Below are 11,091 nucleotides of genomic sequence, written 5' to 3'. Positions count from 1 at the left end.
CCCGCAAACAGCACCCCACACGCAAGCGTAACCAGCCTCAGCCAAGGCTTCATTAACATCTGCTTCTCTCCTTTACTCCGTAATGATGTTGTTGTGTCTGGACCTGCAATTCCTGCCTGCTGCTGTTCGGAAATACGTCAAACCCCTTGAAACAGCCGGATTTCAGGACGGAATACCCCTAGCGATCTTAAAATTATTATGGTCATACTGTATCGCTGGTTTATATAAACCGGTAGCACCAGTACCGGGACTCTTTCTGGTGCCACTGAGAACCGTTTTGTGAGGCGAGTATTCAACCACAAAGCCGCAAAGTCTCCAGCAACCTTCGCCGCTTTGTTTTTTTACACCACCTCATACGGGGTTGTCGATATCGATATACTGGTGGCTGATGCCGAATTTTTCAGAAATGTGCTCTCCCAGGGCTTGCACACCATATCGCTCGGTGGCGTGATGCCCGGCTGAAATAAAAGCAACGCCTGATTCGCGCGCAAGATGTACGGTTCGCTCGGAAATTTCCCCGGTGATAAACACGTCTGCGCCGAGATCGATGGCGTCACCAAAATAATCCTGAGCGGCGCCGGTGCACCACGCCACCCGTTTTATCAGGCGCGCATCGTCGCCTATGACCAGCGGTGTACGGGAGAGAGTTTGTTCCACATTTACCCGTAATTCTTTCAGGTTCGATACGTTCGATGGCAAGATTCCAAACATGCCGATACCTTGATCCCCGAAACGACCGGTTTCCCGCAGACCCAGTTTGTGCGACAGCTGCACGTTGTTGCCCAGTTCGGGATGAGCATCCAGCGGCAGATGATAGGAGAGCAGGCTGATGTCGTGCGCCAGCAGCAGCGCAATGCGCCGCCGCTTCATTCCGGTCAGGCAAGGATTCTCGCCGCGCCAGAAATATCCATGATGCACCAGGACCGCATCTGCCCGAGCCGCGATGGCAGCTTTGAGAAAATCGAGCGACGCTGTTACACCGCTTATCAGTCGCCGCACTTCGCGTCGCCCTTCCACTTGCAGCCCGTTTGGGCAATAATCATGAAATTTTGCAATATCGAACAATTGGTTCAAATAGGCTTCGAGGTCATTCACTTGCATCGCTGCTCATCCAGTCGCATTCGTCTATGATTTAAAATAAATGCTGCTATTTTATCCCTGATTCCACATCTCTCAACCTATGCACAAGCTCTGGCTAGTTTTCGCACAAGCTACCACGATAGTTCTGGCAGCCCTGTTTGTCGTTTCGACTTTACGCCCGGATCTATTGCCCTGGCAATCCGGCGATGGCGCTGTCGTAACCATAAAGGAAGCTCCGGCTGACAAGTCAGGCAGGGCAGCGGTCGAGCCTGCCCCTGGGAGCTTCAGTAGCGCGGCGAAAAAGGCCATGCCCTCGGTGGTGAATGTATTCACCACCAAGGAAATCAAGGCTGCACCCCACCCCTTGATGGAGGATCCTTTCTTCCGGCGTTTCTTCGGAGATCGTTTCGAATCACCCCAAAGCCGGCGTGCGGCCAGCCTGGGGTCCGGGGTAATCGTGAGTTCGCAGGGATATATCCTTACGAACCATCATGTCATTGAAGCGGCGGATGAAATCGAGATTGCCCTGGCGGACGGCAGAAAAACGAAAGCGCGGGTCATCGGCTCCGATCCCGAAACCGATCTTGCAGTGGTAAGAGTAGATATGGAAGGACTTCCAGCCATAACTTTCGGATACTCCGACAATGCGCTGGTCGGCGACATTGTCCTTGCGATCGGTAATCCTTTCGGTGTGGGCCAGACGGTAACGATGGGTATTATCAGCGCACTCGGACGCACTCACCTTGGTATCAACACCTTTGAAAATTTCATTCAGACCGATGCCGCCATCAATCCGGGGAATTCCGGAGGGGCACTGGTGGATGCATCGGGTAACCTGATCGGCATCAACACCGCGATAGTCTCCCGAACGGGAGGATCACTTGGAATAGGCTTTGCCATTACAGCAGGTGTGGCCAAGCAGATCATGGAGCAGATCATCCGGACAGGGGGCGTGATCCGTGGCTGGATCGGCGTGGAAGTGCAGGATATGACGCCGGAACTTGCGGAGTCGTTCAAGCGGTCGACTACCAGCGGAGCGCTGATTGCCGGCGTACTCAAGGGAGGGCCCGCAGACCGCGCCGGAGTGAAGCCGGGTGACATTATTGTAGGAGTGGGGGGGAAAGAGGTAACCGATTCATCCGGTATGCTCAATCTGGTAGCGGCATTACCTCCCGGAAACATGGCGACCGTTACAGTCATGCGTAACCAGAACAAGAAGGCAATCGAGATCAAGGTTGGAAAACGTCCAAAGCCTCAGCCTCAGGAGCAGTTTCAGGAGCCCGAGGAGTTGGAATAAAAATGGTTGTAGAGGATAGCGCAGTGACTATGGCGTGAGATTGGAAATTATCCGAACGAAAACGCGCTGTTTTTCCTCAGACAGTAACTCAGTTCCTTTTTGTCTCCCCTGTTTCGGTCTGCTCGGAAGGGGAATTCGTACCGGGATCGCCCGCAGCCTGATGAACGGCCAGGGTTTCCGAACGTCCGATGATTCCTGCGGCCAATATCCCAAGTTCATACAGCAGGTAGAGCGGCACTGCCAGCATGAATTGGGAAACGATATCCGGCGGCGTAAATATCGCGCCGACGACAAAAGCGCCGACAAGAACATAGCGGCGCACTGCCTTCAGCTTTTCAATGGTAACAAGGCCTATCCGAACCAGTATCACAACGAATATGGGTACCTCGAATGTGATGCCGAAGGCGATGAACATGGTCAGCACAAAATCGAAGTATTTGCTGATGTCGGTCATCACTGCCACGCCTTCCGGCGCAAAATGCGTAATGAATTCGAACACCAGGGGAAGGACGGCAAAATAGGCAAAAGCCATGCCGCAGCCGAACAGAATGCTGCTCACCAGCACCAGCGGCAGTACCAGGCGCTTTTCGTGGGAATACAATCCGGGAGCAACGAATGCCCATATCTGGTGGAGGGTATGGGGCAGGGTAATGATAAAAGCAGCCATCATGGCTACTTTCATGGGGACAAAGAATGGCGTAACCACTTCCGTCGCAATCATCTGCCCCCCCTGGGGAAGTTTTTCGAGTAAAGGCTGCGCTAATAACGAATAAAGCTCACGGGCATAGTAGGCGCAGGGCAAAAAGCCGAGCAGAATACCTGCACAGGCCCGCAGCAGCCTGGCTCGAAGCTCGACCAGATGCGAGATAAATGTTTCGTCGGCACTCATGTGATGGAAGGTGAGCAGGAAAGGTTAGACCAATACACTTATACCCACTGTCGATGGTGAAGTACAGCAGGGATGAGGTACAAGCATTCGTTCAATCGACTCCTGAGCAAGTCCTCCGGGAGGCGGGATTATTCAGCAGTTTCGCGCTCGCGATTCCCATCTGTTCCGCGTGCGTTGGAATTCGCCGTTGATTGAGCCAGCGGCGGCGCAGGTTCGACGGGAGTCGGAGGGGAATTTTGTGGGGGGGTGGAAGGTTCTGCCACAGAAGGGGCCGTAGCAGGGGGAGGCATAGCGGAAGCCTCAGCGCCTGCTTCTACTGTTTCCCGAAACTTATCCAGCTCGGTATGCACCGAATTTTCGATTGAACGGCCCGTTTCCTCCACTGAAGCTTTCCATTTTTTCAATTCGTCCAGCTCAATTTCACGCTGAATATCGCTCTTGACATCGTTGACATAGCGCTGCGCCCGCCCGAACAGATGTCCCAGCGTACGCGCCACTTTGGGGAGCCGTTCCGGACCTATCACGATCAGTGCGACTGCCGCGATGACCAGAATTTCCGAGAAACTGATATCGAACATTTTTTACAAGAATGCGGCGGAGTCGAAACAGTCGAATAACGCTGGCCCACTCTTAGACTCGCAAGCCGTTATCGACCTGGTGCGGCCAGCCGGCACTCAGGATTTCGGCTGAGCCTTATCTTTGATATCGGCATCGATAATCCGCGCCTCGGTGTGATTATGCGCAGATATCTCCTCTTCATCTGCGCTTTTTACACCTTCGCGAAAGCCCTTCACCGCGCCGCCCAGATCGCTTCCCAGATTACGGAGTTTTTTGGTACCGAATACCAGAACAACGATCAGCAGAACGATCAGCCAATGCCAGATGCTGAATGATCCCATTATTCCTCCTTTATTCCTTATCCTTTGCTCATTACCCTTTACTTCCCGCAAGCAATCATACCCGGCAGGCGTTCCATGCCACCAATAATGTGGATGTGCAGGTGATTTACCTCCTGGCCGCCTACTCGTCCGGTATTGATTATCGTACGAAAACCATCCGTACAACCTTGTTCCCTTGCCAGCCTGGGCACCAGCACCATCATCTCACCGAGCAAAGCGCTATGAGCATCTTCCACCTCGGCGAGCGAGTTGAGGTGCAGTTTGGGTATCAGCATGAAGTGTACCGGCGCCGCCGGATGGATATCATGGAATGCATAAACGTGGGGATCCTCATACACTTTCTCGCTCGGAATTTCTCCCCGCACGATTCTGCAAAAAATACAACTATCCATTCCCTTGTCCTTGCCCTGATTACCCTGCCTGTCCCGTTATCCCGCCTGCTTTGCGGGCAGCTTTTTCATCAATCCCTGAAACTCCTTCCCGCCGGCGTAACTCATCCAGCACATCCTCCAGCTTCAGATTATGATGAGCCAGTAACACCAGACAATGAAACCAGAGGTCTGCCGTCTCGCACACTACGTGCGCGCTATCGCCATCTTTCGATGCCAGCAAAACCTCCGCTGATTCTTCCGCAATCTTTTTCAGAATCTTGTCCTGCCCCTCATGCAGCAGCTTTGCCACATAAGAAGCATGGGGATCGGACTGTTTACGTGCCTCTATGGTCTCGGCAAGGCGAAAAAGAATATCAGGATCGGTCATCGCTGCCCGTAGATCTCTTCGGGATTCTTGATGACGGGTTCGGTCACCAGCCACTGGCCCTGTTCCAGTTTGTTGAAAAAGCAATGATGTCTGCCGGTATGACAAGCAACCCCTCCGACTTGTTCCACCACCAGCAGCAGGACGTCCTCATCACAATCCAGCCGGATTTCTTTTACCTTCTGCACGTGCCCGGATTCTTCACCTTTATGCCAGAGTTTTTTGCGCGAACGTGACCAGTAATGGGCTTCCCCTGTTTGCACGGTAAGTCTCAATGCCTCGGGATTCATCCAGGCCACCATCAATACCTTATTGCTGGTTGCATCCTGTGTCACGACCGGCACTAAGCCATCCGCAGACCAGTTCACCTTGTTGAGCCATGTGTCAGACATGAATATGCTGGAGTTTGATTGATCCTGTTACTATAGTCGTACTTCAATACCATGTTGTGACATATATTCCTTTGCCTGGCGAACGGTATATTCGCCGTAGTGGAAAATGCTTGCAGCCAGCACGGCATCGGCATGACCTTCCTCGATTCCCTCAACCAGATGCTGCAGATTGCCTACACCGCCACTTGCAATCACCGGTACATCCACCGCGTCAGACACCGCACGGATCAGCGCCAGGTCGAACCCGTCCCGCGTACCGTCTCTGTCCATACTGGTCAGTAATATTTCTCCAGCGCCCAAGGATTGCATTTTCGTGGCCCATTCGATTGCATCCAGCCCGGTAGGCCGGCGTCCCCCGTGCGTGAACACTTCCCATCCTTGTCCCGCACGCTTGGCGTCTATCGCCACGACGATACATTGAGAGCCATAACGGCCCGCGGAGTCAGCCACCAGTTGGGGGTTTTGTATGGCCGAAGTGTTGATGCTTACCTTATCAGCCCCCGCATTCAGGAGACGACGTACATCTTCCACCTTGCGAACACCGCCGCCCACCGTCAACGGAATGAATACCTGGGCCGCCACCTCTTCGATGATATGGAGAATCAGATCACGGTCATCGGAACTCGCGGTAATATCGAGAAAGGTCAGTTCATCCGCTCCCTGGTCATCATAGCGACGCGCTATTTCGATGGGATCTCCCGCATCTCGAAGCGAGACAAATTTGACTCCCTTGACAACACGTCCGTTTGTAACGTCAAGACAGGGAATGATACGCTTGGCAAGGCCCATGGACACCTCTGGATATCGCTAAAAACCGCAAAGTTTGTAAGCCTCCGCTACGCGGATTAGCTGCTTTTGTCCCTCCTTGCGCTTCGGACTTGCAAGAAGGTCGAAGAGGTCGAATTTGTAGAGGTATCCGCAAGAGTCGAGCTTTTCTTTGAAGGAGTTGTCGTGTAGAAAAAAGAATGATCCGAAACAGGAATTGCTCCAGTTTGTATGACTGGATGAGATAGGGTGTTTCATCAAAAGAGTACTGTTGTATCCCTGGGGCTTGATTGGGTGCTTAACTCATCCGCCAGCTCCTGGGCTGCCTTGAAGTCGAGTGCCCCTTCGTAAATGGCGCGTCCCGTTATTGCACCTGCAATACCTTCCGGTTCGATCTCGCAGAGCGCCTTGACGTCTTCAAGACTGCTCACGCCGCCACTGGCAATGACGGGAATCGTCAGCGCCCGGGCCAGCTCCATGGTCGCCTTCACATTGACACCGCTCAACATGCCGTCGCGCCCGATATCGGTATAGATGATTGCCTCCACACCATAGTCTTCGAATTTTTTCGCAAGATCCACCACGTCATGCCCCGTCACCTTGGACCAGCCATTGACTGCCACCTTGCCATCCTTTGCATCCAGCCCGACCATGATATGGCCAGGAAAAGCATTGCACGCATCGTGCAGGAACCCCGGCGTTTTTACTGCCGCCGTGCCGATGATGATGTAGGTAATGCCGTCATCGAGGTAACGTTCGATGGTTTCCAGATCGCGTATGCCGCCGCCGAGCTGGGTCGGAATCTCGTCCCCAATAGCGTCTACAATGTCGCGGATTGCCGGCTCGTTCTTCGGTTTGCCCGCAAACGCGCCATTCAGATCCACAAGATGCAGTCTTCTGGCGCCCTGATCCAGCCAATGCCTGGCCATGGCGGCGGGATCTTCAGAAAATACGGTGGCGTTTTCCATCACACCCTGTTTCAGGCGTACACAGTGACCGTCCTTCAAATCTATAGCGGGAATGATAAGCATTTTGAATCAGGATAAAAATGAATTGAGTTTCAGAATTCGTAGCGGTGCGAACCTTCTAACGTTTCTCAAACGGGTTTCCATCGGACAAAGTTATCGAGGAGCATCAGGCCGGCCGCATGGCTCTTTTCAGGGTGGAATTGAACGGCAAAAATGTTATCTTTCGCCACCGCACAAGTAAAAGGAAAGGGATAAGCACTGTAGCCCGCCGAATCGGCGTCAGCGGTTTCGACATAGTAGCTGTGCACGAAATAAAAGCGCGAATCATTGGCAATGTTTTTCCAGAGGGAATGCTCAACCGTCTGATGGACCTGGTTCCAACCCATGTGCGGCACCTTGAGCTTCTGTCCTTTTTCATCTTTCATTGCGCTTGCGGGAAAACGCTTCACCCTTCCTGGCACGATGCCGAGACCGGATACATTGCCCTCTTCGCTGCTGTCGAACAGCATTTGCAGACCGATGCAGATACCCAGGAATGGTTTGTTGGTGGCCGCATCCCGCACGGCTTCGCGCAATCCGCGCCGGTCCAGTTCATGCAGGCAGTCCGGCATGGCGCCCTGTCCGGGAACGACCACGCGCTCCGCCTTCCGCACTACTTCAGGGTTATTGGTAACAGCGATGACAGCCTCGGGGGCGACATGTTCGAGTGCTTTGGCTACGGAACGCAGATTCCCCATGCCGTAGTCAACAATTGCAATATCAGTCATACCGCATCTATGAATGTGGGAAATTACAGAGTGCCTTTGGTGGAGGGTATCGCACCCGCTGCCCGTGGATCCGCTTCCACTGCCATACGCAGCGCGCGTCCGAACGCTTTGAATATGGTTTCCGCCTGGTGATGCGCATTTGCGCCGGATAAGTTGTCGATATGCAGGGTAACCATGGCGTGGTTGACAAAACCCCGGAAAAATTCGCTGATGAGGTCGACATCAAATTCACCGATACGCGCACGCACAAACTCGACATTGAACTCCATTCCGGGGCGCCCGGAGAGATCGATCACTACCCGGGAGAGGGCTTCGTCCAGTGGCACGTAGGAATGACCGTAGCGACGCAAGCCGCTCTTGGTCCCAACGGCTTGCGCGAATGCCTGTCCAAAGGTGATGCCGATATCTTCCACCGTGTGATGAGCGTCGATATGCAAATCTCCCTCGGCTGAAACCTCGAGATCGATCATTCCGTGACGCGCCACCTGATCCAGCATATGATCGAGAAACGGTACTCCTGTAGCCAGTACTGCCTTTCCGCTTCCATCCAGATTGACTGTGAGGTTGATGCGGGTTTCCAGCGTATTACGGTTGACCTGGGCGTGACGCATGCGAGGACTCAGGTGAAATAAATCGAATAAAACTGCAATAAGAGAATCGGGATGGGGGCGTCAGGCTTTTGCTTCAATCTTCACGAGTAAAGTTTGCAGGACTGCCAGAAATTGCGTGTTTTCATCGGGCATGCCCACGGTCACCCGCAAGCAGTTTTTGAGCAATGGATGAGCGCCGTCCAGATTCTTGACCAATATGCCACGTTGTTTGAGTTCCTGAAACACCTGGCCTGCTTTATGATCCTGGTTCAGGCGAAACAGGATGAAATTCGCATCCGTCGGAAAAACCTCGATACCTTCCAATTCCGACAGGCGCCTGCTCATCGATGAACGTTCAACCTTGATGGCTGCCGCCTGTTGCAGCAGAACATCCCGGTGCTGCAGTAATTTCTCTGCAATCCGTTGAGTAACGATTCCCACATTATACGGCAACCGCAATTTTTCCAGTTGCCTCAGCCATTCCGGTTTTCCCGCCAGCAAGCCCAGCCTCAAGCCAGCCAGCCCCAGCTTCGAAAGTGTGCGCATCAGCAACAGATTGGGATGGTGCGCGAGCTTGTCCATGAAGCTCGCATCGGCGAAGGCATGGTAAGCCTCATCGATGACCACCATGCCGGGCGCAGCGTCAATAATACGTGAGATTTCAACGGCGTCAAACAGGTTGCCAGTAGGGTTATTTGGATAGGCGATAAAGATGACCGCAGGCTGGTACCGGGCAATTGCGGCAAGCATTGCCTCCGTATCGAGTGAAAAATCGGGGTGTAATGGGACACCCACATAATTCATCGAAGCAAAAGTGGCAATCATGCGAAACATGACGAATGCAGGCTCCACGCTCAACAATACCGCACCGGGCTTCCCACATGCTAAAGCAATAATCTGGATGATCTCATCCGAACCGTTGCCGAGCATGATATCCATCCCGTCCGGGATGCCCAGGGCCTCGCGTAACGCCGCCTTGAGCGCTGCTGCATCCGGGTCGGGGTAGCGGTTGACCGGCGTGTCACCTGCAAGCCTCGCGATTTCATCGCGCAATTCCGGGGGAAGCGTGTAAGGGTTTTCCATCGCATCCAGCTTTATCATTCCGCGCGCGGGGGGCACGTGGTAAGCGGAAAGCGCGAGAATTTCGGGGCGAATGATCTGATCGGGGGAAAAAGGCATAACAGCCAATTCTACCTCAGGGCCGAGTTAATTACCTCAGGTTTATTCATCACCCCTGCGGGGCGGGATGTCGAAAGTTCCTTGAGCCTTGAGCCGGGCCGGGCCATAGAGCGTTCAATACGTGATGAATCCGGGAGAGGTTCTCGATTTTTCTCAAGGGCTATTTTTTTGTATAACGATATTCCGCTGACATTGCGTGGGCCTGCAGCCCTTCGCCATGCGCCAGCACGGAGGCAATTGCACCCAGTTTCGCGGATCCCTGCTCCGACACCTGAATAATGCTGGTGCGTTTCTGAAAATCGTATACTCCCAGGGGCGACGAAAAGCGTGCGGTCCGGGAAGTGGGCAGCACGTGATTGGGGCCTGCGCAATAATCTCCCAGCGCTTCCGAAGTATGGCGTCCCAGAAAAATCGCGCCCGCATGTCTTATTTTTTCCACCCACTTTTCCGGTTGTTCTACTGACAGCTCCAGATGTTCGGGCGCGATGCGGTTGGCGATCTTACAGGCTTCGTCCAGATCACGCACCTGGATCAAGGCGCCCCGGTTTTCGAGCGAAGCCAGGATTATCTCCTTGCGCGGCATTGCTTCCAGTTGCCGGGCGATACTCGCAGCGACTGCTTCGATAAAATGGAGATCGGGTGACAGCAGGATCGCCTGGGCCAACTCGTCATGCTCTGCCTGGGAAAACATGTCCATGGCAATCCAGTCCGGATTTATTTTACCATCGCAGATGACCAGAATTTCGGAAGGTCCCGCGAGCATATCGATGCCTACCACACCGAAAACATGCCGCTTGGCTGTTGCCACATAAGCGTTTCCCGGGCCGACGATCTTGTCCACGCGGGGCACGGTGTGGGTGCCATATGCCAGTGCGCCCACGGCCTGGGCGCCCCCTATGGTGAAAACCCGGTCAACCTCGCAAATGGCTGCAGCAGCGAGCACCAGGTCATTTGTTTCGCCCCCTGGAGTGGGTGTCACCATGATGAGTTCGCCCACTCCTGCCACCTTGGCGGGAATTGCATTCATCAGTACGGACGAAGGATAGGATGCCTTGCCGCCGGGAACATATAAGCCGGCACGATCGAGAGGGGTGATTTTCTGCCCAAGTTGCGTCCCGTCAGGCTCCACGTAGCTCCAGGATTGCGTCAACTGTTTCTCATGATAGACGCGGACCCGTTCCGCGGCCTGTTCCAGGGCGTTACGTTGCTCGGCAGGCAGGTTATGGAGAGCTTGCTGCAGGCGCTTTCGGGGCAACTCCAGATCTGCCGCCGATTTTGCATCCAGGCGATCGAAACGGAGTGTGTATTCCAGCAAGGCTTTATCTCCCTGCATCCTGATCTTCGCAAGGATGTCTGCGACAGCGGCCTCCAGCTTTGCATCCTGGGCGTTTTCAAACGCAAGCAACTCCGACAGCGCCCTGTCGAACTCGGTATCGGCAGAAGACAGTCTCTTTATCGAAATCATGAAGGGTAGGGGAAAGGGATAAGGGATAAAGGGATGGTTGCAGT

Annotated in this window: 14 protein-coding genes; 1 reads left to right on the top strand and 13 read right to left on the bottom strand. The window is 53.8% G+C overall.

Annotated features, from left to right (window positions below; genetic code table 11):
* Positions 1 to 351: 351 nt before the first annotated feature.
* On the bottom strand, positions 352 to 1,101 hold the full coding sequence (locus tag C8R21_RS13760; protein WP_107763219.1) for a Nif3-like dinuclear metal center hexameric protein: 750 nt from the start codon (positions 1,099 to 1,101) through the stop codon (positions 352 to 354).
* A 79-nt stretch (positions 1,102 to 1,180) separates the two neighbouring features.
* On the opposite strand from C8R21_RS13760, the gene C8R21_RS13755 reads away from it, so the two are divergent.
* A complete protein-coding gene (locus C8R21_RS13755) occupies positions 1,181 to 2,377 on the top strand; it encodes a S1C family serine protease (protein WP_107763218.1) in 1,197 nt (398 codons plus the stop codon).
* 88 nt (positions 2,378 to 2,465) lie between these two features.
* Here the strand turns inward: C8R21_RS13755 and tatC are convergent, their stop codons facing one another.
* The 12 genes from tatC to hisD all read right to left on the bottom strand — a co-directional run bounded on the left by tatC (position 2,466) and on the right by hisD (position 11,047).
* On the bottom strand, positions 2,466 to 3,266 hold the full coding sequence (gene tatC, locus C8R21_RS13750) for a twin-arginine translocase subunit TatC (RefSeq protein ID WP_107763217.1): 801 nt from the start codon (positions 3,264 to 3,266) through the stop codon (positions 2,466 to 2,468).
* A gap of 128 nt (positions 3,267 to 3,394) precedes the next feature.
* Positions 3,395 to 3,844, bottom strand: a complete 450-nt coding sequence (tatB, locus tag C8R21_RS13745; protein ID WP_107763216.1) for a Sec-independent protein translocase protein TatB — start codon at positions 3,842 to 3,844, stop codon at positions 3,395 to 3,397.
* A gap of 96 nt (positions 3,845 to 3,940) precedes the next feature.
* Positions 3,941 to 4,165 (bottom strand): Sec-independent protein translocase subunit TatA, encoded by a 225-nt coding sequence (tatA, locus tag C8R21_RS13740; protein ID WP_074973654.1) that lies wholly within the window; start codon positions 4,163 to 4,165, stop codon positions 3,941 to 3,943.
* Between the two features lie 38 nt (positions 4,166 to 4,203).
* Positions 4,204 to 4,557, bottom strand: a complete 354-nt coding sequence (locus C8R21_RS13735; RefSeq protein WP_107763215.1) for a histidine triad nucleotide-binding protein — start codon at positions 4,555 to 4,557, stop codon at positions 4,204 to 4,206.
* A 19-nt stretch (positions 4,558 to 4,576) separates the two neighbouring features.
* Positions 4,577 to 4,924 (bottom strand): phosphoribosyl-ATP diphosphatase, encoded by a 348-nt coding sequence (locus C8R21_RS13730; protein ID WP_107763214.1) that lies wholly within the window; start codon positions 4,922 to 4,924, stop codon positions 4,577 to 4,579.
* On the bottom strand, positions 4,921 to 5,313 hold the full coding sequence (gene hisI / locus C8R21_RS13725; RefSeq protein ID WP_074973648.1) for a phosphoribosyl-AMP cyclohydrolase: 393 nt from the start codon (positions 5,311 to 5,313) through the stop codon (positions 4,921 to 4,923). Before hisI ends, C8R21_RS13730 begins: the two co-directional genes overlap by 4 nt.
* A gap of 30 nt (positions 5,314 to 5,343) precedes the next feature.
* On the bottom strand, positions 5,344 to 6,102 hold the full coding sequence (gene hisF / locus C8R21_RS13720; protein ID WP_107763222.1) for an imidazole glycerol phosphate synthase subunit HisF: 759 nt from the start codon (positions 6,100 to 6,102) through the stop codon (positions 5,344 to 5,346).
* 233 nt (positions 6,103 to 6,335) lie between these two features.
* The gene (gene hisA / locus C8R21_RS13710) at positions 6,336 to 7,109 is read right to left on the bottom strand and encodes a 1-(5-phosphoribosyl)-5-[(5-phosphoribosylamino)methylideneamino]imidazole-4-carboxamide isomerase (protein WP_107763212.1); all 774 of its coding nucleotides are present in this window, start codon (positions 7,107 to 7,109) and stop codon (positions 6,336 to 6,338) included.
* Between the two features lie 65 nt (positions 7,110 to 7,174).
* Positions 7,175 to 7,813: an imidazole glycerol phosphate synthase subunit HisH gene (gene hisH, locus C8R21_RS13705; protein WP_107763211.1), complete on the bottom strand. Its 639-nt coding sequence runs from the start codon at positions 7,811 to 7,813 to the stop codon at positions 7,175 to 7,177.
* Between the two features lie 23 nt (positions 7,814 to 7,836).
* The gene (gene hisB / locus C8R21_RS13700) at positions 7,837 to 8,424 is read right to left on the bottom strand and encodes an imidazoleglycerol-phosphate dehydratase HisB (protein WP_107763210.1); all 588 of its coding nucleotides are present in this window, start codon (positions 8,422 to 8,424) and stop codon (positions 7,837 to 7,839) included.
* A 60-nt stretch (positions 8,425 to 8,484) separates the two neighbouring features.
* Positions 8,485 to 9,582 carry a histidinol-phosphate transaminase gene (gene hisC / locus C8R21_RS13695; protein ID WP_181258953.1) on the bottom strand — a complete coding sequence of 366 codons (1,098 nt, stop codon included), beginning with the start codon at positions 9,580 to 9,582 and terminating at the stop codon, positions 8,485 to 8,487.
* Positions 9,583 to 9,742: 160 nt separating this feature from the next.
* A complete protein-coding gene (gene hisD, locus C8R21_RS13690) occupies positions 9,743 to 11,047 on the bottom strand; it encodes a histidinol dehydrogenase (RefSeq protein ID WP_181258952.1) in 1,305 nt (434 codons plus the stop codon).
* Positions 11,048 to 11,091: the final 44 nt, after the last annotated feature.

This window comes from Nitrosospira multiformis (assembly GCF_003050865.1).
GTDB lineage: Bacteria > Pseudomonadota > Gammaproteobacteria > Burkholderiales > Nitrosomonadaceae > Nitrosospira > Nitrosospira multiformis_E.
Note: the sequence above shows the minus strand (reverse complement) of the source record. Positions and strands in the feature narration are given on the sequence as shown.